Origin of the sequence: Streptomyces sp. NPDC058257 (assembly GCF_042881845.1) — a bacterium.
GTDB lineage: Bacteria > Actinomycetota > Actinomycetes > Streptomycetales > Streptomycetaceae > Streptomyces.
In genome coordinates this window covers 562,829-584,368 of sequence record NZ_JBHVXJ010000002.1, presented here as the reverse complement: position 1 = coordinate 584,368, position 21,540 = coordinate 562,829, and the positions used below count along the sequence as shown (strand labels likewise).

The window sequence follows — 21,540 nt, the reverse complement described above, 5'->3', positions numbered from 1 at the left end:
GTTCGGTGATTGGGCCGCCCGTCAATAGGGCGCGAACGATGTACTAGAGCCTCGGTCGCCAGGGCACCTCCCCCTGACGACCGGGGCTTCGTCATGCCGCTGTATCGATGCGGCCGCGGACAGCTGCTTTGATCTGAGCGAGACGGAGCCCAACCGCCTCTGCTGGGCCGGTGGTCACCGGGACGGCAAGCAGTGCCCTCTCCACCGATTCCTGAAGTTCTTCGACCGCTGCCGACGGCAACACGGACACCCCCGGCACACTGAAGCCGGTGTCCACCCGAGTCACGAGGTTTTCTGCCAGGGCGTCCCACGACCTACGGGCCGCCTGCTGGAGCTTCTTGACCTCGTCGTCTGTCGCTTCGTGGAGTTCTTCCAGGGAACGAACCAGGACCTGAGCGTGCCGGTTGACCCCCGTGCAGACCTTCCGGAAACGGGCGTAGGTCTTCAGCGACGCAGCCACTCCACCTACAAGGAGGGTGAACGTGGTCCCGTTGACAAACACTCGGTACGTATCGACGTCGAACGTCGCGCGGACCAGGAGGACCAGCCCGACGATGCCGAACCACAACATCAATACGCGCAGGTGGATGGCTCTCCCCAAACGCCAGCGCAAGCGATCCCAAGGAAACTCCTCCGGCTCGAAGCTCGCGGCGTAGACGGAGTGCGTGCCCCACAGGATCAGGAGCACCAAGCTGCCCGAAGCACGGTCCGTATGAGCGGACGCCACGGCATAGGCGCTCATCGCACTCACCCACAGCGCGTACAGGAAGAGCGGGGCCGCGGTGCCTCTCTTCTGCCAGAGCGGAGAGAGCAATCGGAACCAGTTGTTCATCAGCCAGCCGCCCCACAGGATCGGCACGACGACCAGGGCGAGGACGAGCGGCGGCCAGAAACCGCCGTGGATCATTGCTGAGGACAAGGCCACCGTGCTGCCCAGGAAGACGGCTCCACCCACGACGGCTCGCTTAGGAGTTGGCAAGCTCTCGGCAGCACGTATGTAGCGGATCATCGATGGGCCCCTTCGTTGCATGGCTGGGCCCTACGGTAGGCACCCCCTCTGACAACGGAATTCGGCACGCCTGGCGACATCTCACCTCGGCGCCCCGGCTTCTGCCCGCAGGTAACAGTCCAACAGGACATCAGGCTCCAGGTGCCTGATCCGCGGGACCAACCAGGCATTCCGAGTGCCCGAGGTTCCCCCTCGTTGATCATGATCTTGATTTGAGAGGACCAAGGTATCGTCACTTCGTGACGATACAATCAGCCAAGACGACCGAATCTGACCGGATGAGAGCGGGGGGTGAGCGGGCCGGTGGGGTGGGTGACCATGATCGGCCCGTCCGACGAGCAGGTTGAGTACCGCCTTACCGGTGGCCACGGCTGCGGGAAGTCCGTGGCGGTCGACGCGGCCCCTCTCGTCGCTGCCATCGAGGCCAAGGCCGAAGCCGCCGGTGCACCCGTCGCCTCCCTGCTCGCCAACCGCGAGGCCAAGCGCGCCTTCTTCCGCGCCCGCGGACTCCTCCGCAGCAAGGGCACGGCGCGGTTCACCGGGTTCGACGCTGTCGAAGTCGCCGCCGCAGTCGGGCTTGACGCGCGCGAACTCTACGGTGAACAGGCCCTTCCCCCACGGCCCGCCGACGGACAGGTGGACTACCACCTGGATGCCAGCGAACGGCCCCTGGTCTGGATCGGCGGCGGGCTCACCGAGTTCGACATCACGCCGGGCAGCATCCTCGCCCCCGAGCAGTTCCCGGCTGCCCGGCGCCTCATGCACGGCGAAGACCCCCGGACCGGGCAGTCCCTCGTGGAACCCAAGCTGGCCATCGCGCCGGCCGCCAAGCTCCCCGCCGCCCCACTGGCCCGCGCCATCCGCCGCGCCGCCGCCGAACGCAGCGTGAACCCCGCCTCGCTGCTGGACTCCATGCGCAAGCAGGACGCCTTCCGCCGGATGGAGAGCCAGCTCAAGCGGTTCGGGGAGTCGCACCGCGTCCCTGTCTCGACGGTGCTGAAGCTCGCCGACGCCGTCGGCATTGACGCCGTCGACCTGTACGGCGAGGACCTGGTGGAGAAGGCCGTGGCCGCAGAGGCGGGCGGCCACCTGGACGCCCGTGCGCTCCTGCGCGCGGTCGAGGTCCGCGCCGCCGAGACCGGCCAGCAGCCCGCCGACCTGTTCGCCGCCGCGTCCATGAAGCGCCGGTACGTCCAGACAGAGGGCGAAGGTGCACGTCGTCTTCGGGACCTGCCGATGGACGTGCGTGAAGCCGTCGCGATGGCCAAGGCAGCGGGACTCGCGCCCGAGGACGTGTGGGACGCCGAGGAGATAAAGGCCGCTCTCCTCGAAGGCCGCGTGCAGGTCGGCAACTTCGGTGCCGACGTCACCTTGGACTTGGCGAAGTCGAAGTCCGCGTTCCTCGCCTACGCGCCCGAGGAGATCGCCGCCCAGGTCGAGGGCATCTACACGGCCGCTGGCCGCGAGTCCATCGGCGCCCTGGAGCGGTGGACCGCGTACGCCATGCGCGGCCACCACGGCGACGGCGACGAGGCCGAGACCGTGAAGACGAGCGGGTTCTCCGGCTGGATGATGGTCCACCGCGCCGCCCGCCCCGTCGACGGCGCCCCGTACGGAGATCCCCACTTCCACCTGCACTTCACCCTCGCCAACATGGTCAAGGGCGCCGACGGCAAGTGGTCCACGATGGCCAGCGGGGGCCGCGACCTCCACCGGCACACCCGCGCGACCCAGTCCCTCATGAACGCCCGCATCCGCCGCGAGCTGACCAACGAGTTCGGCATCAGCTTCCGCCGAGAGGAACGGACCGGAGCCTGGGAGATCGCAGCGATTCCCGAGGCCACAATCCGGCTGTTCAGCAAGCGCGACAGCCAGGTCCGGGACCTGCTGACGAAACTCGGCATCGACTACGACAGCGCTACGACCCGCGAGCGCACCGCCGCCTCCACCGCGTCCAAAGCGGCGAAGAACGGCGAGGCCGCCGGGGTCGGGGACGATGTCCTCCGCGCCTACTGGCAGGCCGAAGGCCGTGCGGCCGGAGACGACCCCGACGCCATCGCCGCTAGCGCGATGGAACAGGATCGAGCAGACCAGAACCCCACCCGGGACGAGCTGTGCGCCCAGGTCTTCGACCCCAAGACCGGCTTGACCAGCCACTCCAAGGAGTTCACCCACGCCGCCGCCATCGCCGCCGTGCTGGACGCCCTCCCCTACGGCGTCGCGGACGCCGCCGAAGCCGAACAGCTCACCAACTCCGTACTCCGGCACGCCGGATACGCGGTCCAGCTCAACCCGAAGGGCGCCCAGCACTTCGCGCACGCCGACCGGTACACCACGGCGGATGTCGTGGCGGCCGAAGCGCTGATCGTCTCCGAGGCCACGAACCGGCTCGGGACTCAGGCCGCCGTCGTCAGCAGCGACACGGTCGACATGACGCTGTCCACCGTCGAGGCTCAACACGGTGGCAGCTTCACGTTCTCCGACGAACAGCGTGCCGTCCTCGAACGGCTGCTCACGGCCGGGCACGGAATCGACGCCGTCGTGGGCATCGCCGGATCGGGCAAGACCACGATCATGGACACCGCGCGGCAGGCATGGGAGGCGCACGGTCTCGTCATCGCCGGCGCGAGTACGGCCGCCGTCGCCGCCGCGAACCTGAAGGCCGAGGCGGGCATCGAGTCCCGAACCCTCGCGTCCTGGTTGACCGGCATCCGCAACGGAGGCTCCGGCCTCACCGGCGTGGACGTGTTGGTCGTGGACGAAGCCGCGATGTGCGATGACCGCGACGTCGCTGAACTTCTCACCCACGCCGCGGAAACCGGCACGAAGGTCGTCGGTATCGGTGACCCCAAGCAGCTCCACTCGCCCGGCATCGGCGGCAGCTTCGCCGCCGTGCACCACATCGTGGGCGGGCTCACCCTCAGCCAGAATTTCCGCCAGAAGGACATGGTCGAGCGCCGGGCCCTGGAGCTGTGGCGCGACGACAACCGCGTGGAATCGCTCCGTACCTTTGCCGGGACCGGTCGCGTGCACGCTCTCGCGGACAAGGACGCCACCCTCGCCGCGATGCTCACCGTCTGGGCCGACAAGCGGGCCGCGCACACCGACGACCACACCGCCGTGCAGCAGCTCCTCATGCTCGCCGCCACCAACGAGATCGTGGAAGAGCTGAACACCGGCGCCCGCGCACTGCGGAAGGAGAACGGCGACCTCACCGGTCCCGAGCACGCATACGCGCTGCCCGGTGGAGGCGAGCTGACCCTGTCCGTCGGTGACCAGGTCCTCCTTAGGGTCAACGACTACCGGGGCAAGAAGAGCCGAGGGCAGAACGAAGACGTCCTGAACGGCTACCGCGGAATCGTGCGCGCCGTGGACGAGGAACGCCGGGTGCTGGTCGAGTGGCGGGAGAAGACCGAGGACGGCCACCGTGACGTTGCCGAATGGGTGGACGCCGACTACATCGCACAGGGCGGGCTCAGCCTCGGATACGCGATCACCGGCCACAAGTCGCAGGGCCTCACCGTCCAAGAGGCTCTGGTCTACGGACCCGGCGCTCAGGCGAACGCCCTCTACACGATGATGAGCCGCGATAAGAAGGAGTCCCACCTCTTCCTGCCGCTCTCCGTCTACGAGACCGACGCCGACCGCGCCCGCCACGGCGACGCAGTCACCGATCAGGAACAGCTTGACCGCGCCGTCGCGGGTCTCATCCGCGAGATCGAGAACGGCACCGAGGAACGCATGATCCTCACCGAACTCCCGAAGAACGCGGTCCCCGCACACGTCCGCCAGGTCGTGGCGGACCTCCCGATCCCGCGCGCCCCCGGCGCCGCCGAGCCCCACGACGCCGACACTCCCGAAGAGGCTCCGGAGCACGAGGACCGCCCCGCACCGGCGAACGCCGAGCCGACCACGGAGCCGGCCACACCCTCGGGACCCGCGCCGACGGCTGACCGTCCATACGCTCACCTCAGTAACTCGGCACTGCGTGACGCCGTGCGCAAGGCTGCCATCGCTGCCCGCGCCACAACGACGGCGGCCGACAAGGCGGACGCCGCCGCCGATCGTGCCGAACAGGAGGCCGCTGCCGGTGCAGGCCCCAATTCACTCGCGCTCCAACGCCGTCAGCAGGACGTTGCTGAACGGGCCGTGGCCATCCGCGAAGTCCGGCTGCTGGACGGCACCATCGTGGAACGCACCGCTCGACTGAACGGTACTGAGGCACGTATCGAAGGTCTTGAACAGCAGCTGGCCGCGACTGGCCGTTTCGGGCGGGCGGCACTCCGCGGTGACGAACGTGCTGCGGTCGAGGCGGACCGGGAAGCACTCCTTCGTACCCGTGAGGAGACCGTCCAGGAGCTGGAGCAGATGGATACGCGGCTCCAGGAAGTTGCCCGGCAGGCCGGACCCGTCAACGAGCACGGAGCTGTGCTGACGGAAGCGGACATGCCGCAGCAGGAGAAGGCCGCGCTGCTTCGGCGGGCCAAGGCCAAGGACAACGAGGCAGCCAAGCAGCTCCGGGCCGCGGCCATCAAGGCTCGCAGCACTGCTCACGGCGCAGACCACCGCATGTCCGGCCTCCAGAAGGAGTCGAGTCTGCGAGCCCAGCACGGGCGTCAGCACGTCGATGCCGATGAGTCCGCGGCGCCCTCATCTCCGAAGCCCGACTCCCCGTACGCCAACCGAACCGCGGTGGACCACACACAGCCCGCACCGCCGGACAGCGCTCACGACGCACCGCCCGTGTAAGAAGCGGCCTACCTTCCTAGGCTGGCGGAGCGAAGACCGCGTTGTCCGGCATCCGGTCGCGGAACGCATCCGGGATGGTGCCCATGAGCCAGAGGCGGCGCGTCACGTGCACGGTGCCTGTCGGGTCGTCGAGCAGGACGCAGCGGGACTCCCCGTCCCCTACGTAGCCGATCTCCGGCGGAAACCCCTGCTCCTCGGTCCACGACAGGTAATGGACGCCGTCGATCCGGAGGGCACGCCGTCCGTCCGGGTCTTGGTCGCCGAGCATCGCGTACCCCAGGCACATCAGCCAGAAGTCACACGAGCTGCACACCCGATACGCAGCCATCCGCGCGCCGACACCTCGGATCTGCCGGTCCGTCCCCTTGTTCGGGCACAACTTGCACTGGAACACCGTTTCCTGCGCGGTCACGGGGGCCCGCCTCATGCGCCGGACCTACGCTGGATGTGCTTGCACCGAACACCGCGCTCGACATCTTGAAGCGAGGGCCGGCGACGTGCCCCGCAGTCCATGCACTCGCTGTCCCAAGGCATCGAGCGAGCACCGGGGTACGGCACCTTCGGCCTGTAGCGCGCCTCACGCATCAGCTGCTCGGCGTCCTCTTCATCGGGTTCACCGACGGGCAGCACGGGGGCGCGCGGGGGCCGGAAGAAGGCTGTGGAATCGAGTAGACCGGGGAGTGGCCCCCGAACACCAACCCGAGGCTTACCCATCGTCTCGGCTGTGAAGGGGTGGTCATGGCATGTCTTCTCTCGTGTTGTCCTGGTCGGATGGACAGGGGCGTTAGCGTCGGCGGGGCGCGATACTCCGGTCGGCTCACTGACCAAGGACGGCCTCCCTGGCTGCACGGCACCAGATGGACTGTTGGCGGACGGTGAAGCCCATCCGGTTCCAGTGGAAGAGGATGTGGCGGGCGAGGATGCCGCGCTTACCGAGACTGAGCGCTCCGCTATCCGCGGCTTCTTCCAGGGCTCGGCCACTGCGCTCCAGCCCTTCGGCCCAGTCGCGTACGTGGGCGAGGGGGCCGGAGTCGAGCGGGTGGACATCGGTCAGCAGGAGACGTCGCATGGGTTCGGCCATGGTGCTGACCTGCTCTGGGGTCACGTCGTCCGTGAGCGGGCGGCGCTCCTCGACTTTCCCCCATACGTCACCCTGTTCGCCGTACTCCAGCCGCGCAGCGCGCATCAACTGGGACATGGCCAGGAGGGATGTTGTCTTGGCGTCGGGCCTTCCGGGAAGTTCCTGGGCTGCGGCGCGGAAGTAGTCGAGCACGCCGACGCTGTCGGTGTGGAACAGCTCGTGCGTGAGTGTCATCCCGGCCGGCCCGCCGAAGGCTACGGTCTCCGGTTCGTACCGGGCGGGTCTCCAGTCCACAGCCACCCCCCAGGAGACGGAACTGTCGAGTGCTTCGGTGACGTGCGTGACGGCCTTCTCGGGATCGGTGCCCGGGGCGGGGAAGTAGCGCAGGCGCCAGTGCGGGTGCTTGCGCACGAACCACCAGGTGCCGACCGGCCCGGCGCGCAGGGCGGGCGCGAGGTAGGCGCGGAAGGCGCGTTCCGCGGTCGGGTAGTCAGCGAAGCGAATGTTGACCTGGTGCCAGCCGGAGGGCGGGGCGTCCAGTGCGGCCCGGCCCGCAGCCCGGTACCTTTCGATTGCCTCGGCGAGGCGGTCAGGCGCGATGCTGGCGGCGCGAGCGGCTTCTTCGACGGCCGCACCGCCGAGGACAGCCAGGACGGCGTCCTCGATGCGGTCGGCGTCGTCCGGCACGGGCGTTCCCCTCACGTCAGCAGGAGGCAGATGTCCCACTGCCCTTGGGGCTCGGTGCCCGATTCTGCGTCCTGGAAGGCGAGGGCGGCACCGGTCTTCCCGGTGAGGAACCCCATCTCGTCCGGGGCATCCACGGTCAGAACCCTGTTGGTGATGAGGTTGACCCGGTCGCGGAAGATGACCGGCGCTTCGGCGTCCTGGGCAACACGCTGCACAGTGCGGAGAAGACCGCCGAACCCGTGGCACAGGCCGCGGTCGGCAACCTTGTCGAGCTGACCCGGGTCGCTCAGGCAGAGTAGAAGGGCCCGCTCGGCCATCCGCTTCCGGTCGCCGTCTTCGAGAACGATGCCGGCGAGCTGCTGGGCACGGGCCAGGCCTGGGGTGCCGTAGCACCACGAGGGGGTGGCTGGTAGCGCGGGCGCGGGTCCGCGATGGCTGATCCAGCGCGGCCAGCGGGTTCCGCGGTAGTCGCTCTGCCGTATCTGGTCGAGCCACCGACAGATGCGCAACATAGCGGCCCGATGGCCGTCCACGCTGACACCCGCGCGAAGGGCGAGGGCGAGAAGGGCGAGGGGGCCGGTGATGCCATGCGCCAGCCCCGCGTTCGCGTGTCCGCCCGGGGTGGCTGTCGTGTCACTGGCCGGGGCGTGGCCGACCCACCAGCCGGGCAGGGCCTCGCCCGCCGCGGTGATGGGCTCGGTGAGGCGCACCAGGTACTCCAGGACGCCCTTCAGCTCCGCACCACGGGGTTGGCGGCGCAGCAGCAGCGCGCCAATCCCGGTCAGGCCACGGAACAGGTCGTACTCGGCGAAGGCGGGGCGGCGGCCGGCGTCGATGCGGGCGTGCGCGGCGGTGAGGCGCTGCCGGGTGTGCGCGGCCACGACACCGTCGAGCGTGTGAAGCGCGCCCGCGTAGCGATCGGTGCCGTCGGCGGCCAGGTGAAGGACGAGGGTCATCGCGGGGGCGCCGAGGAACAGGTTGGCGTCTCTTCCGTCGATCAGCGGCCCGATCTCCGAGAGGGCACGGTGCACCTCGCTCCAGTCTCCGGTGCTGCGGCGGGCCCGCTCGACATGCAGCAGAGCGGAGCCCAGGGGGCCGTGGGCGAGAGACTGCCGGGAGGACAGGGCGGTGTCGGGGGACGGTGGGGCGGTGATCACCGCACGGCTCCTTGGGGTCGGACGGTCCATGACAGAGCTGCGGCGCGGGCCATGCGCCGGCAGAGGGCTTCGGCGTCGGGGTCGATGCCCGCGACGCGGTTGTGGTGCATGTGCAGCAGGGAGGGCAGGACGCCGGAAGGATCGAGTCCGGCGGTGTCGAGCGCGTGGCGGTAGTGGACGAGGGCTTCTCGCCGGTGCTGCCAGGCATCCCGGACGGCGTCGCCCCCGGCGAAGTCGGCCAGGGCTGGGCCTGCATCGTCGCTGTCGGTAAGCCGGAGCACGAGGGCCTGCGTGGGGCGGGGGGCCGAAGCGCCGTCGCCGCGAAGAAGGTGCTGGGTCAGCCAGGTGCGCCCGTCGCCGGGGGAGCCGAGGAAGCCGGTGGCGATGTCCACGTACGACGCGGCAGTAACCCCCGGACAGAGGTCCGCAGGAAGAGCGAGCCGCATCTGTGCCAGGGCTGCGGCGGTGTCGGCGGAGAAGTATCGCTCCGCGGTGGCCAGCACCGCGCCGGTACCGTATCGGCCCGTCTCCGGCTCGTCGGTGTCCCACTGCACGCGTTGGATCAGGCCCTCCTCGCGCAGTTCGTCCGCCCACTCAGCGACCGTGCCCGCCACGGCGCCGAACGCGTCCGGGGATAGCAGGCGCAGCCGGACGCGCAGGTGCGCCTCGGGGTCCGCGTACCGGATGAACCACGCCTCCGACGCCGTCGCCAGTTCGTCCAGCAGGCGGGGCAGATGGCTGGTGAGGATTTCGGTGGCGCGGGCCTCGCTGCCGTAGACCTTCAGGTGCGTCCAGTCCGAGGCGCCCGGCAGGCGGCCGGCGGTCCGCCGGGCCACCGCCCGGCGAGCTGGGGCCGGTACGGGTTGCTGGTCTGCGGCAAAGGACATAGTCACCTCGTGCGCGCGCCCGATCCAGCCGTAGGCACTCTCTTCCGGAGCCTCGTGCAGGGCGAGGACGAAGTGATGGTCCAGCTCGGCCCGAAGCAGGTCGAGGTGAGTAGGCAGGTCGAGGTCGAGGCGGAGCTGCTGGTCGGCGGAGCCGACGTACACGGTGCGCGGGACGCCGTAGCGGATGCGCCAGTTGGTGAAGTCCTCCACCCAGCGTTCAGGGTCTGAGAGGTCACGGGCTCGCAGTCTCCAGCACGCCGCCGACAGGACGGTGCGGCCGTAGCGGACTTCCGGCAGGAACGGCAGGCGGCCCGCGGCGCCCCAGGCGAAGGGGGCAAGGATGGCTGCATGGGAGCGGTGCACCTCGGTCAGGAACCGCACCAGGGGATGCGTCGCCGTGCTCAGTTCGACGGCGCTCATCACGGACGGTTCGAGGCAACGGCCGGAGGAGAGGGACACGAGGTAGAGGCGCCCCGCGTCAGCGACGACGCCCAGGTCCTCCAGGGCAAGGGTGGCGTTGGGGTTGTGCTCACCGACGGCCAGCGTCTCGGGAGCGACGACGGGGGCCCGCCCGACGTTGTAGGTCTTGCGGCGCAACGGGGGCGCGGAGATTTGAGCGCGCACCGCGCCTTCGGTCAGAGTGGGCAGGGCGGCGTACTCAGCCGCCATCCGAGCCTGGTCAGCGGGTTCCAGCATCGGCAGGAAGCGGCCAGCGAGAGTGCCGGCGGCGAGGGACAGACCGACGGTGGACAGAATGAATCGGCCCTCCGTCAGCGCGCGGGTGGACTGCGCGAACACGCTGAAGCACAGCTCGACGTGAGCCGGGACCGCCGTTGGCTCCCCGAGGGACAGGGCCTCGATGTCCTCCTCGGTGAGGACGATCTCTCGCCGGTCGGTGAGGGCCGCGTCCTGCGCGAGGGCGAGAAGGTGTTCGTCGCGGGGCGTCGTGGCGAGAATCGGCCGGGGCAGTACGGTGCCGCGGTAGCCGACGGGGAAGCCGAGACCGGTGTCCGGGTCGGTGAGTTCGAGGACGGGGACGACGGTGCCCATGCTGTAGCGCTCCAGGAACCGCGTCCGGTAGTCCTTCCAGGCGGCGGAACCGTGCGGGTAGGGCGTGATCCTTGCCATCAGGCTCAGGGCGCGTTCGGCCTCGCGGACAACCGCGTGGGGCAGGATGATGTCGCCGTCCGGGTGGACGTTGACCACGAGGGTGTGCACGGCGACCCCGGACAGCGCGGTCATTGCCTCGGTGGCCTTCGCCCGCAGATCCGGTTGCTCCGCGGGGAGCGCGCGGTCATGACAGTCCAGCAAGCCGTGGATGGTGCGGAGCCGGGCCGCCTTCGGTACGTCGGCGCCGGTCTCATCGAGTCGGGCAACGAGGTGGCCCAGGGCATCCGGGCAGGTCATCGGCGACTGGAGTTCGGTCAGCAGGACTCGGTGCGCGACGAGGTTGCGCACCATCTCCTCGATGGCGGCCTTCGGGGCCTCGGGGTACTCGATGCCGAGCTTCGCCACCAGGACGTGGGCCGAAATCGGAGAGCGGGCCAGCTTCAGCGCGTCCTCGGCGGGCCGGGTGCGCCGGAGGGTGGTGTCCGTGGGGCCGTCCTTGCCGGGTTGGTTCATGACGAAGATGCGGGAGCCGCGCACGACGTGGGCGGGGTCGGCGACCACCGTCAGATACCGCAGGACGGCGAGGTCGCCCTCCAGGGCGGTGGTGATGTCGTGCAGCCATGAGGCGTCGGCGTGCGCGAAGGCTCGGTTTGTGGGGCCCCAGTGGACGTGCGTCTCCTGCCCGGTGTGCGCGACCATCGGGCCGGCGAACAGCCCGAACGGTGTCGCCCGGTATCGCATCCTCAGCAGGTAGCGGGCCAGGGCTCGACCGGTCCGGCGGATACGGGAAGGCTTGGCGGTCCCGTCCACCACCTCCAAGACAGCGGAGGCGAGCAGCGGGGAGGCGTGGCCGATCGCCTCGGCCCTGGGGTCGTCCGTCCAGACCTGTTCCACCCATGCGCGGACCTGCTCGACACCGGTGTTCTCCCCCGGCCATACGGGAGTGGGGGAGGCGAGCGGAAAGATCGACGCTCTGATCATGTTCGCGTCAACGTGACGGTACATCCGTACTCCTTCAGATCGCGGCGCCCCCGGGGGCGGGCGGCCGACCGCTCGCCCCCGGGTCCCGTCAAATACGGGTGGTGGTGCCGCAGGTCAGCCGCCGATGCAGGTGCTGTTCGAGCAGGCCGACGCGCAGGTGGACGTGCAGTTGTCGCTGGTGTCGTTCAGCAGCGCCCCGAGGACGGGGGCCGAGGAGACTGTCTCGATGTTCAGGTCGAAGTCCCCGCCGTCGGAACGGAAGTCCGTTGCCGCCTTCAGCACGGTGCCGGACTTGGAGCTGATCTGCTGTGCCATCTCGCTCTCCTCCAGGGAGGTTGTAGGGATGCGCTGTGCAACCTGGCCGGTGGCCGATGTGGCTAGGGCCAGGTGATCGTGACCCGCGAGTGCCGTCGCTCGATGCGCCGGCCGTCAGGGGGAAGACGGTCGTCCGGCGTGCTCGCCGGGTAGACCTCGATGTGTGCCCGATCACCACGGTGGTCGCGGTCCCAGGTGCGGATCTCCTCGACCAGGCGCTCGGCGAGCTGCTGCCCGCGCGGGCCGTGTCCGATGGCACCCAGCTCGTAACGGTCCTCCTGGTCGGTGGCCCGTACGGTGCGGTAGGCGAAGCTGTCGCTGTCCACGAGCGTGGGGATGCCGAGCGGCGAGGCCGAGGCCACCAACCCGCGCGAGCGCGCACCGGGCTTCGCAGCCAGCAACGGGAGGTTGTCCAGCGCGGTGGTCAGCCACATGTCGAGGTGTTCGTTGGACTCGCTGCCTCCGAGCGTCACGCCGGACCACTGCTCGTTCCGCGCCATCGCCAGTGCCTTGGTGAGGGCGGCGGTGTCCGGCTCGGGGTGCCCATCGATGCGCAGGCCGACCTCCGCGCCTTCCTCGTCGTGCAGGACCGCGAGGCGCACCCGGTTCTCTCCGACGCCCTGCATGGGAACGAAACCGCACAGCTCGAACCCGTCGCTGATGAGCCGGTCACCGTCGCGGACGAAGGCCACCGTGCGCGTCAGGCCGCGCATCCGGAGCGGAACGACGAGGCGTCCGCCGTCCTTGAGCTGGGCGATCCAGGGCGGCGGGATATCGGCGGCCTGGACGGTGACCACGATCCGGTCGAACGGCGCGTGGTCGGGGGCGCCGTGCTCCGCGTCGGCAGTGAGCACGGTGACGTTGCGGTAGCCGGTCTCCTTCAGGAAGGCCGTGGCGCGGCTGGTCACCTCCGGGTCGATGTCCACGGTGACCACGCGGCCGTCCTCGCCGACGACTTCGGCGAGTAGTGCGGCGTTCGGGCCGCCGGACCCGATCTCCAGCACGGACATCCCAGGCTCGATGTCACCCTGCTCCATCTGCATGGCCTGGACGCGGGGCGCGGAGACGGAGCTGATGTCTACCCCGTGCTCGTCGGTCTTGGTGATCGTCGCGACCTCGGCGTTGTACGTCGAGGCCATGTCCGCCTCGGGCGTGGCCAGGTGTCGGCGGACCGTACGAAATGCGGCCACGACACGGGGGCTGCGGGCCGCTCCGATCTCGATGAGCTTTTCCGCCAAGGTGTCGCGCAACTGCTGTTCCGTTGGGGCCTCTTGGACATCGGTGTTGGTCGTCATGTCGGGGACGTTATCCACGCGGGTTCTCCTCCTCGGCGAGTTTGCGCCGGGCTGGTTGAGCGGATTTACGGACCGGCGCGGGGCGCCGCGCCGGGGTGGTTAACCGCCCGACGGACCGGCCCGTCACATCCGGTCCGCCGGGCGGCCGTCTAGGCGGCGGGCACGAGATCATCCAGGTTGACGACCTTGTGGTCCCGCAGTTCCCGTACGAGGTGGGAGGCGAGGAACATGCCGATCTGGGGGTGCCTGTAGGGGAGAAGGTGCCGTTGGTTCGCTTCAAGTGGACGGTGCACACCTGGCACTGGCAGCAGCGCAATCGTCACGCGCTGGCGGTGCGAGTGCACCATCCGCCAGCGCGGCGTCCCGCAGGGCTGCCCGAAGGTGTCGAGCGACGTGGAGTAGCGGGCCCAAAGCACGTCCTTGAGGTCCCGGTCCGGCGGCGCCTCATCCACGTATCGGAGACGTGGCCGGCCGTCCGGCCTGCGGCCCATGCGCAGGTTGAAGAATGAGTCGGCCTCTGCACCCTCCCGGGCGGTGATGTAAGGCACGACGATCTCGGGAGCGATGGTCACGCGGTGCTCCCGGTGGCGAGCGCGACCGGCCGGTGCGGAGCCACGATCTGGCCGTCCGGCAACAGCTCGCCGGTGTCCTCGAAGAGCAGCACCCCGTTGCACAGCAGGCTCCAGCCCTGTTCAGGGCGGGCCGCCGTGGGGCGGGCGGCCTCTCGGTCGGAAGCCTCGGCCGTGGGACACAGCGGGGTGTGCTGGCACATCGTACTCGTCGTCCTCTCAAGGCAGTGCGGGGAAGTCGGGCCCTCTTCGGCGACTACGAAGCCGTGGGGGAACACGGAGCGGAGGCTGCCGAAGAGGGTGTCTGTGGGCGTTCACGTATGAACGAGGTGATGGCGGACTCGCAGTAGCCGTAGAAGCGGCCGAAGACCGCGTCGTCCTCCCAACACTCGGGAGCGGCGTCCCCCCACTCGACCGTGTGGCGGGTGTCGCGGTACGGCGACCAGCGAACGCGCAGGTCCGGGAATCCGGGTTGATCCGCGAGGAGGAAGCCCGCTGCCGTCGCCAGAGTCAGCAGGTCGAAGGACATGTATCCGCCGCGGCGCGGCCCGCCGACGGGAACGGCGAGGAGAGGCGCCCGAAAGACACGGACTGCTACGGCGTCAGCAAGAAGAGAGGGCTCGGCGAGACGGCTGCGGAAGTACTCGTAGTCGTACGCTTCGGCAGCGGGGCGAAGGGAGATGGTGGGAGGACCCGTCAGCGTTGTGGTGGTGGTCAGCATTCGACCAGCCCCTTCACGATGCCGACTTCGTCTAGGCGCTCCGCGAGTTCCAAGGTGACGCGGCCCAGCTTCCGCAGGAACGTCAGGGACTGGCGCTCGTCGCCGGGCAGCTCTTGAGAACGCAACGTACGGGCTCGCTCGATCAGGTCGGCGATGTCCGGATGCTTCTTGTGGGCGTCGTCGCGCAGACCTCGGTTCACGAGCTGCATGAGGGCCCCGCGGAAGCGCTGGACGAGTTCTTCGGTCTCGTCGTACCCGAGCCCAGCGGCCCCGGGCCGGCCGCTGCCGCTTGCACCTGCCGCGTGGTGGCTGACTTCCTCGTTCAGGACGGTGTCGAGGCCGTCGTAGACCGAGTCCCAGTCCACAGGCTCCCAATTGCGCACTGCGCTCAACAGGTCATGGAGCCCCAGTCTGCCGAGCGGCGTTGACCAGGGGGTCGTTGGGACCGTCGGGTCCTTGACGCGGACCGGCATAATCTCCGGGCTCGTCGTCTCCTCACGTAATGCGGTGTTCGTCATCAGCACGCCACCAAACTCAGCTCGCACCACGTGGTGGCGCCGTCGTCGCTGACACCCCACCCACCCTGTCTGTTTCGAGCGATCTCCTGCACGAGCACCAGGCCGCGCCCGTGCTCGTCGTCGTTCCCGGGGCACTGAGCAGTGGGGCGAGGTCCGGGCATGCCGTCATGGACACGGATGCACAGGACGCCATCGCACACGTCAAGGGTCAGCCGGATTTGCCTGCCACCGCTGTGCACGATGGCGTTAGTGATCAGCTCAGAGACAACGAGTGTTGCGTCGTCGGCGACGCAGGTCAGACCGCGGGAGGTGAGACGTTCGCGGGTCACGAGCCTCATGGCGCGGACGCGGGACTCGTCTAAGGGAGGGGGGCTCTCACCCGGGGAATGCTTGGTGATGGGGAAGCGCTCCTCCACCAGGCCGCCGGTACGAGTTGCGGTCGGGCGCTGCGACGCCGGGCCGATCACCGCTCCGTCCCGATCTGTGAGGCCCCGTGTTCAGGGGCGTCCCGGTCGTCGAGCGGAGCGAGCGGGTCCGTCCGGCGCTGCTGGCCCGGGACGTGCCGGAGCAGCCCGGCAAAGGCGGGCAATGGTGTGTTCGAAGCGTCCGCGAGGCTGCGGCGGCGCTGACGATCAGCGGGAGTTCGTGCGGTCATCGGGTGTCCCCTTCCGCGAACGGGAAGAGGGCCCCGAGCCTGCCGTGCAAAGCAACCGCTTCATCGGCCGTCAGGACCAGCGGAATGGTCGCGGGCTCCGCATCCCCCTCGTGCAGATCGAGGGGGACCGCGAAACGACCGGCCTCCGTGTGCGCGACCTCGGCCTCACGAGCAAGGCGGAGGTGGCGCTTGGCGGGCGGTAAGGGCGCCGCGCCAGCTTCCGTCTGAGCGTGACTTGTCGTCATGACCCGTAAACGTAGAGCCACTTCGGAACCCCACCCCTGAGAAAAAATCAGGGCTGAGTAACGCTCAGGGTTGGCATATGCCTATGCGGCGAGCCCGATGTGCTTCGCTACCGCACGAAGATCGTCGCGCCACATCGGCTTCTCGCGCTTCAGCAGGTCGGCCACCGCCTCCCTGACCAGGGGAGAGAACACGATCTCCTCCGGAGACTGCTTCAGCAGCTTGCCGAGAATGTGCACCGTCGCGTAGTCGTCTCGCTGGATGCGGTTGAGGTTCATTACCTCGATGAGGTACCGGGTCCGACGTTCGAGCGGGACCTCTTCGTTGACGAGGACGTGATCGGCGGCGCGAAGCGCTTCGCTGGTGTCGCCCTCCTCCGCCTTCAGGTGCACCTCGTGCATGGCGAAGTTGGTCGGACCGAAGCACGTGTGCCAGTGGTTGAGGTCCGCGCCGACCCGGTCTACGGCCTGCTGTGCCCCGTTGTACAGGTCCCACGCCCTCGGTCCCTTTGTAGCGCGTACGGCGGCGACGGCACCTTGCAGGTGTAGTGCGCCGTACGCGGACCAGTACTCCGGGTTGGAGTCGTCGTGCGGCCGGCACTGGGCGATGGTCTGCTGGGCGAGTTCGTAGCTGTCTTCCACATCTCCAGCGGAGGTGAGAACGCAGGCCAGGTTCCATGCCGCAGCGGCGAGGAGGGCCGGGTCACCGGCGCTGTCCGCGAGGGAGAGGCCGCGGTCGGCCGCAATGCGGGCGAGGGTCGGTTCACCGACGCGACGAAGCCAGATCTGGTGCAGGCCGTAGAGGCTGATGAGCTGCCGGAGAACGGTGGCCTCCTGCTCAGGCGAGGCGTCGCGCAGAGCGGCGTGTCCCTGCCGCAGCAGGGTGGGAAGCCGCTCGCCGACATCGCGGTACCGGTCATCAGCCTGCGTCTCGTAGACCTTCCAGGCGTCCGTAACCGACGCCTCGAAGTCGTCGGAGGTGACCGCCCCGATCCGTTGCGGAAGGAGAGAGGCGGGCAGCGACAGGGCCTGTCGGATGAGCGGAACGTGCTCGTGCTCCGTGCCCGCCGTAACGATTCCGGACACGTAGCCGCCCGTCAGGTCCTCCAGACTGCATCGCAGCTGCTTACTCAGGGCGATCAGGATCGGAAGCCGGTCCAGGGGCATCCGGTCGTTCTCAATCTTGTAGACCCAGTTCTCTGACCTGCCGATTAGGTCTCCCAGCATCCTTTGGGACAAGCCCCGGCGCTCACGCCACCACTTGATCCGTTGGCCGATGCTGAACAACTCTCCGTCATACACCATGGGTTGACCGTTCGCCGTAGTGGACAGGGCACTCGTGTCAAGCGTAGGCCCAGGTGCTTCGGGGAGGGGCGATACTGGGGGTCTCTCCCTCTGGGGAGGGCACTCAACGGTCCCCCTGTCGCCCTGCGGCCGGGGGACCGCGTACACGTAGGAAAGATCGGCAAGGAGGCCGCTTTGCCAGCCCCATACCGTGGCCTGATTCTCGACTTCGGTGGTGTGCTCACCACGCGGATGCGACTGAACGGGCAGGCGTTCGAGAGGACGGAGGGACTGACTCCAGGCGCGTATTTCGCGGCGCTGAATGAGCATCCCGACGGCGTCGCGATCTACGCAGCGCTGGAGGTCGGTGAGGCAACCCAGGAGGACTGGAACCGTGTCATCGGCGGCATCCTCGGTATCGACTCCACCGACCTGATGCGGCGCGCTCTGGCCAATCTCCACCCGGAGCCTCAGATCGTCGCTGCCGCGAAGCGCGCTCGCGCGGCAGGGATCAAGGTGGCCATGCTCAGCAACTCGTTCGGAATCGAGCCCTACAACCCGTACGAGGACAAGGGCATGTGGACGGACTTCTTCGATGCCGTGATCTTGTCGGAGCTGGAGGGCGCGCGGAAGCCGTCCCCGCTCATCTATCAGCGCGCGCTTGACGCCCTGGACCTGACCGGCCCTGAGTGCGTCTTCGTTGATGACCATGCGGAGAACCTGCCGCCCGCCGAAACCCTGGGCATCCGCACTGTGCACCACACGACCGATCCCACCGGTACAGCTGCCATCCTCGACTCGCTTCTCCTCGACCCCGCTCCCGCCTGAACGAACAGAGCGAAACAGCTCGCCGGGGACATCACGCTGGCTATGAACGTCAGTTGGGGTTCTGGTCCACTTCGTGTGGTGCCAGCCTGGCGCGCTGTCGTGTGCTTCTGACGAAGGCGCCTGACCTGCGTGGTACTGAGTTGCCTGCCGCCCGGGCACCGTAGCTTCGGCCGGCTCCACACGAAGTGGCCAAGAGCCCTTGTTTGCAACGTCAGTCGGGGGGTGCGGTGGGGCTATGAGGTGTACTGCCCCCGCTGGGGGCGGCACCGGCGAACTGCCCACGTCGGCTCCTGGCACGGGTTCCGCTCAACCCGGGTCGCCCTCTACCATCAGACCAGGTGAAGTTGGGCTCTGGCCCACACCCAGGCTCCCAGCCCCCGAGCCGTGACAGACTCGCACGCTTTCACGAGCCCGGCTGGAGCCGTATCGCCGACAACACAGCTCCAGCCGCCGCCCTTCCGGGCGTGACGGCCAACAGGGCTACTCCCGCAGCCACTGCCGCCCGGAGGGCACCTCGCGAGAGGCCGATCGAGGGGAGCCTCGGTCCCTCGCGCCCCGGCCGCCGCCGCACAGGTGCGGCGGCGGCCGGGCACAAGAAGCGTCCCACCGCCGCTGTCTCATGTCCGCGCGATGCCATATCCGGGTTGCGGATTCACCCTGTTGCACCCCGGCCCGATCATCGAACTCCGAGACCACGGTCGGACTTTCCGGTTCACGCGCTGCCGCGTTGACGATGCGCTGAGCCGCTTCCGCAGCCGAGCTCAGCAGGTGAAAGCGGGTAAGCGGACACGGTCTGGGCCCCCGCTCCTGTCCTTGCCCCGTCCCTAGTCCGTGGGTGTCGGCGCATTCCCGCGACGTCGACACCCACGGTCGGACTGCACCGGCTATGGAGGGGAGCTCGACACGGCCGGAACGTCCTACCCCCCACCCTCCTCCCCCGGCAGGGGACAGAACGGGCGGGGACAGCGCATTTCCTCTACGCCAGTGACACACACGCCCGGTTCGAGGAACCTCTAGGGCTCCTCGAACGCTGAAGGGCAGGTATGGGCTCTTGCTGGCGGGCGTTCTAGATGGCTGGGGACTCGGGCCCGTCGGGTTCACCCGGCCCTTCTGAAGCGGATACGCCCCCGTACGTAGGCCGCCTGGTCTCCGCTCTTGCAGGCTGATCATTCTTCGCGCCCGCGTCGAGGGTGACCTCACCAGGCTCCCGAGCGGCGACCTTCGTGAACACCTGCTCCGCGCGATCCAGGGTCAACCGCATCGTGCCATAAGGCCCCACGGCGTACCCGGTCCGGTGCCCGTGCAGGTGCAGTTCCTCCACTGCCTGAAGGCCTGCGTCGACCTCCGGCACGTCATCCGGTGGGACGAGGGCGTGCAGTTCCTCCGCCCACTCCCAACCGAGATCACGAAGCACGGTCCGGGCTTCCTCCTGCTCCCAGCCGCTCCGCGCCACCAGTCCGTGACGAGGGTCCGTCGAGAAGACCATGTTCGGGTCCATCATCATCCGGCCATCTCCTCGACTCGTCCCGCAGATCCCGTCTCCTCGTCCTTGGCCGCGGGCCAGGCCGCGAGCTGGAAACGCGCCGGACGCTCGTCGTGCTGGCCGACGCGGCATTCGTCGCCTGCCTTGCCCAACGTCTTGTTCATTCGGGTGAGGAAGCGGTCGTACTGCTCGTGCCAGATCACGGACGAGCCCGCCTCCGCATATGCGTCTCCCCTGGCGAAGGCCAGGGCCGCGATCTCATAGACCAGGCCCTCGTGCTTCGCCCAGCAGGGCGGGATGACGTCCTGAGGCTGCCAGGCGTACGTCCTGTTCAGCCAGCGGCACACGGAATCGAGCCACGCAGGCATCGGCTCGATCAGCTCCGCTGACAGGGCGCCGATGTCCCAGGGAGTGGGACCGTCGGCAGCCACAGACTCCTCTGTGCTCCGCTCCGCGATGTACTCCAGGATCAGTGCCGGCGGATCGGGGAAGGGCTCGAAGCGGGTCAGGGTCTTGGTCATGCGGCAGCCGCTCCTTCACGGTCGGCCCATGCCGCCGCGTGGGCCTTGGCCTGGTTCTTCTTCTCGGTGGCCCGCCGGTTCCGCTCAGCTTCGTTGGCGGCTCGCAGGTCACGGACGTGGCCCTCGATCTCGGACCAGGAATCCCAGGTCCACATGCCGTCGAGCCGGGTGACGATCGGCGGGAGGTTGTCCGCGAGGACCAGGGCGTGCCCCTCGGGCAGTCCCCTGATCTCATCTCCTCGAAGGACGGGTTCGAGCGCCATGTGTGTGGCTGTCGAGTGGCCGCCGCGGTCTCCGCCGGCCGTGGTCTTCGTCGTGCGCTCTCGCTCGACCTGACCGCACAGGTCGGACATGTCCTTTAGGAAGTCGGGGTCCTTGTCCCCGGGCAGGACCATGACGTTGTTGGTGAAGGCCGCCAGCTCCTTGGCGGTGTCCTCGCCGAAACGGGCGCGAGCAGACGCCCACGCCTGGAGGCCGTAGACGACCGTGATGCCACGGCCCCGGCCGTCGGCGACGCGTTGGCGGAGAGAGGGGATCGGCGCGATGTTCGGCGCTTCGTCCAGGGCCGCGAGGAGAGCGGGGTCGAGCCGCCCGGACGGGGAGGCGAGGGCGTGCGCCTCCGCGAGATCCAGGAGGTCTTCGGCTATCGCGGTGGTCAGCGGCGCGACGCTGTTCACCTCCGAGTCCTTGCCGAGGAGATAGAGGGTGCCCCCGGCGTCGAGGAACGCTCCGAAGTCCGTGGGGTCCTCTCCGTCTCCCTGGAGGGCGTTGATCACCGACTGGTGCATGAAGGGTTCGAGAGCCGCGTCGAGGGTCGAGGCGGTGTTGCCGACGGTGCGGCTGTCGCCGGTGGTAGCCGTGCGGAGCATGTCCGCCCAGCCGGGGCCCGCGCCGGAGTGGGCGTTGAGGATGCCGAGCGGTGCCGGGTCGGTCAGCTTGCGGGCCCACCGCAGCACCCAGTCGAGGGAGGCGCCGTCGAGGGCGGCGGCGTGGAAGAAGGCAGCGAGGATCTTGGAAGCCTGCCCCTTGTAGAAGGCGCTGCCCTCGCTGGACTGTGCCGCGCCGTTGGGGGTGCGCGAGCCCGCGACGAACGCCTTCCCGCGCATCATCGCCACCTCCGTGTCAGCTGCGCCGTTGATCGGCGTCCACCGGAAGCGCGGGAGGCTCGGAGCGATGTTCTGCGGGTCGAAGACCGCGACGGGGCGGTCGTCCCGCTGCCGCGCGTCGAGGGTCAGTTCGACCAGATCGGGCTTGGTCGAGGTGGCCAAGACCGGACCGGCCCAGCGGCGGACGAGTGGGGCGAAGAACCTCATCGTTTTACCGCTGCCCATCGGGCCGATGACCCGGCATGCCTTGTCGGCGCGGGACCAGAGATCGACGCCCTTCGGGCGTTGCGAGGTGCCCAGCGAGTAGCCGAAATCGTGAGGATCGAGGGGGTGGTGCATGAC

At 68.9% G+C, this 21,540-nt stretch carries 20 protein-coding genes; 2 read left to right on the top strand and 18 right to left on the bottom strand.

Annotation, left to right across the window (positions count from 1 at the left end; all coding sequences use genetic code 11):
* Nucleotides 1–91 precede the first annotated feature (91 nt).
* Entirely contained in the window at nt 92–1,009 is a 918-nt protein-coding gene (locus tag ACFVXC_RS08055; protein ID WP_389902669.1) for a hypothetical protein, read from the bottom strand.
* Between the two features lie 318 nt (nt 1,010–1,327).
* Between ACFVXC_RS08055 and mobF the strand changes: the two genes are divergently transcribed.
* Entirely contained in the window at nt 1,328–5,758 is a 4,431-nt protein-coding gene (mobF, locus tag ACFVXC_RS08050; RefSeq protein WP_389902666.1) for a MobF family relaxase, read from the top strand.
* A gap of 16 nt (nt 5,759–5,774) precedes the next feature.
* Here mobF and ACFVXC_RS08045 read toward each other — a convergent pair whose 3' ends face one another.
* The 14 genes from ACFVXC_RS08045 to ACFVXC_RS07980 form a co-directional block, all read right to left on the bottom strand.
* Entirely contained in the window at nt 5,775–6,170 is a 396-nt protein-coding gene (locus ACFVXC_RS08045; RefSeq protein ID WP_389902665.1) for a hypothetical protein, read from the bottom strand.
* Between the two features lie 405 nt (nt 6,171–6,575).
* A complete protein-coding gene (locus tag ACFVXC_RS08040; RefSeq protein ID WP_389902663.1) occupies nt 6,576–7,526 on the bottom strand; it encodes a thiopeptide-type bacteriocin biosynthesis protein in 951 nt (316 codons plus the stop codon).
* An 11-nt stretch (nt 7,527–7,537) separates the two neighbouring features.
* Entirely contained in the window at nt 7,538–8,683 is a 1,146-nt protein-coding gene (locus ACFVXC_RS08035) for a lanthionine synthetase C family protein (protein ID WP_389902660.1), read from the bottom strand.
* On the bottom strand, nt 8,680–11,685 hold the full coding sequence (locus tag ACFVXC_RS08030) for a lantibiotic dehydratase (RefSeq protein ID WP_389902659.1): 3,006 nt from the start codon (nt 11,683–11,685) through the stop codon (nt 8,680–8,682). Before ACFVXC_RS08030 ends, ACFVXC_RS08035 begins: the two co-directional genes overlap by 4 nt.
* A gap of 90 nt (nt 11,686–11,775) precedes the next feature.
* Nucleotides 11,776–11,976 (bottom strand): FxLD family lanthipeptide, encoded by a 201-nt coding sequence (locus ACFVXC_RS08025; protein WP_389902656.1) that lies wholly within the window; start codon nt 11,974–11,976, stop codon nt 11,776–11,778.
* A 62-nt stretch (nt 11,977–12,038) separates the two neighbouring features.
* Nucleotides 12,039–13,271 (bottom strand): methyltransferase, FxLD system, encoded by a 1,233-nt coding sequence (fxlM, locus tag ACFVXC_RS08020; RefSeq protein WP_389902653.1) that lies wholly within the window; start codon nt 13,269–13,271, stop codon nt 12,039–12,041.
* A 149-nt stretch (nt 13,272–13,420) separates the two neighbouring features.
* Nucleotides 13,421–13,843 carry a hypothetical protein gene (locus ACFVXC_RS08015; protein ID WP_389902652.1) on the bottom strand — a complete coding sequence of 141 codons (423 nt, stop codon included), beginning with the start codon at nt 13,841–13,843 and terminating at the stop codon, nt 13,421–13,423.
* Nucleotides 13,840–14,043, bottom strand: a complete 204-nt coding sequence (locus tag ACFVXC_RS08010) for a DUF5999 family protein (RefSeq protein ID WP_389902649.1) — start codon at nt 14,041–14,043, stop codon at nt 13,840–13,842. Before ACFVXC_RS08010 ends, ACFVXC_RS08015 begins: the two co-directional genes overlap by 4 nt.
* Nucleotides 14,044–14,096: 53 nt before the next feature.
* Entirely contained in the window at nt 14,097–14,561 is a 465-nt protein-coding gene (locus tag ACFVXC_RS08005; RefSeq protein ID WP_389902646.1) for a DUF6302 family protein, read from the bottom strand.
* Nucleotides 14,555–15,079 (bottom strand): DUF6415 family natural product biosynthesis protein, encoded by a 525-nt coding sequence (locus tag ACFVXC_RS08000; RefSeq protein WP_389903024.1) that lies wholly within the window; start codon nt 15,077–15,079, stop codon nt 14,555–14,557. Before ACFVXC_RS08000 ends, ACFVXC_RS08005 begins: the two co-directional genes overlap by 7 nt.
* On the bottom strand, nt 15,079–15,495 hold the full coding sequence (locus tag ACFVXC_RS07995; RefSeq protein ID WP_389903021.1) for an ATP-binding protein: 417 nt from the start codon (nt 15,493–15,495) through the stop codon (nt 15,079–15,081). Before ACFVXC_RS07995 ends, ACFVXC_RS08000 begins: the two co-directional genes overlap by 1 nt.
* A 47-nt stretch (nt 15,496–15,542) precedes the next feature.
* Nucleotides 15,543–15,734: a hypothetical protein gene (locus ACFVXC_RS07990; RefSeq protein ID WP_389902644.1), complete on the bottom strand. Its 192-nt coding sequence runs from the start codon at nt 15,732–15,734 to the stop codon at nt 15,543–15,545.
* Complete coding sequence (locus ACFVXC_RS07985) at nt 15,731–15,979, bottom strand: hypothetical protein (protein WP_389902643.1); 249 nt, start codon at nt 15,977–15,979, stop codon at nt 15,731–15,733. Before ACFVXC_RS07985 ends, ACFVXC_RS07990 begins: the two co-directional genes overlap by 4 nt.
* An 81-nt stretch (nt 15,980–16,060) precedes the next feature.
* Nucleotides 16,061–17,281 (bottom strand): helix-turn-helix domain-containing protein, encoded by a 1,221-nt coding sequence (locus ACFVXC_RS07980; protein ID WP_389902640.1) that lies wholly within the window; start codon nt 17,279–17,281, stop codon nt 16,061–16,063.
* Between the two features lie 174 nt (nt 17,282–17,455).
* On the opposite strand from ACFVXC_RS07980, the gene ACFVXC_RS07975 reads away from it, so the two are divergent.
* Nucleotides 17,456–18,088: an HAD-IA family hydrolase gene (locus ACFVXC_RS07975; protein ID WP_389902639.1), complete on the top strand. Its 633-nt coding sequence runs from the start codon at nt 17,456–17,458 to the stop codon at nt 18,086–18,088.
* Nucleotides 18,089–19,154: 1,066 nt separating this feature from the next.
* On the opposite strand, the gene ACFVXC_RS07970 is transcribed toward ACFVXC_RS07975, so the two are convergent.
* From ACFVXC_RS07970 to ACFVXC_RS07960, 3 genes are read right to left on the bottom strand one after another with little or no spacing between them, the layout of a single operon-like run.
* A complete protein-coding gene (locus tag ACFVXC_RS07970) occupies nt 19,155–19,592 on the bottom strand; it encodes a hypothetical protein (protein WP_389902636.1) in 438 nt (145 codons plus the stop codon).
* The gene (locus ACFVXC_RS07965) at nt 19,589–20,092 is read right to left on the bottom strand and encodes a hypothetical protein (protein WP_389902634.1); all 504 of its coding nucleotides are present in this window, start codon (nt 20,090–20,092) and stop codon (nt 19,589–19,591) included. The genes ACFVXC_RS07970 and ACFVXC_RS07965 overlap by 4 nt, the downstream gene beginning before the upstream one ends.
* A complete protein-coding gene (locus tag ACFVXC_RS07960) occupies nt 20,089–21,537 on the bottom strand; it encodes a type IV secretory system conjugative DNA transfer family protein (protein WP_389902633.1) in 1,449 nt (482 codons plus the stop codon). The genes ACFVXC_RS07965 and ACFVXC_RS07960 overlap by 4 nt, the downstream gene beginning before the upstream one ends.
* Nucleotides 21,538–21,540 lie beyond the last annotated feature (3 nt).

Bases quoted from the DNA above. Each gene is read 5' to 3' on its own strand.
- ACFVXC_RS08000 (WP_389903024.1), bottom strand. From the start codon at position 15,079: ATGACGAACACCGCATTACGTGAGGAGACGACGAGCCCGGAGATTATG.
- ACFVXC_RS08005 (WP_389902646.1), bottom strand. From the start codon at position 14,561: ATGCTGACCACCACCACAACGCTGACGGGTCCTCCCACCATCTCCCTT.
- fxlM (WP_389902653.1), bottom strand. From the start codon at position 13,271: ATGACGACCAACACCGATGTCCAAGAGGCCCCAACGGAACAGCAGTTG.
- ACFVXC_RS07960 (WP_389902633.1), bottom strand. From the start codon at position 21,537: ATGCACCACCCCCTCGATCCTCACGATTTCGGCTACTCGCTGGGCACC.
- ACFVXC_RS08010 (WP_389902649.1), bottom strand. From the start codon at position 14,043: ATGTGCCAGCACACCCCGCTGTGTCCCACGGCCGAGGCTTCCGACCGA.
- ACFVXC_RS08025 (WP_389902656.1), bottom strand. From the start codon at position 11,976: ATGGCACAGCAGATCAGCTCCAAGTCCGGCACCGTGCTGAAGGCGGCA.
- ACFVXC_RS08055 (WP_389902669.1), bottom strand. From the start codon at position 1,009: ATGATCCGCTACATACGTGCTGCCGAGAGCTTGCCAACTCCTAAGCGA.
- ACFVXC_RS07970 (WP_389902636.1), bottom strand. From the start codon at position 19,592: ATGATGATGGACCCGAACATGGTCTTCTCGACGGACCCTCGTCACGGA.
- mobF (WP_389902666.1), top strand. From the start codon at position 1,328: ATGATCGGCCCGTCCGACGAGCAGGTTGAGTACCGCCTTACCGGTGGC.
- ACFVXC_RS08030 (WP_389902659.1), bottom strand. From the start codon at position 11,685: ATGTACCGTCACGTTGACGCGAACATGATCAGAGCGTCGATCTTTCCG.
- ACFVXC_RS07980 (WP_389902640.1), bottom strand. From the start codon at position 17,281: ATGGTGTATGACGGAGAGTTGTTCAGCATCGGCCAACGGATCAAGTGG.
- ACFVXC_RS07985 (WP_389902643.1), bottom strand. From the start codon at position 15,979: ATGACGACAAGTCACGCTCAGACGGAAGCTGGCGCGGCGCCCTTACCG.
- ACFVXC_RS07990 (WP_389902644.1), bottom strand. From the start codon at position 15,734: ATGACCGCACGAACTCCCGCTGATCGTCAGCGCCGCCGCAGCCTCGCG.
- ACFVXC_RS07965 (WP_389902634.1), bottom strand. From the start codon at position 20,092: ATGACCAAGACCCTGACCCGCTTCGAGCCCTTCCCCGATCCGCCGGCA.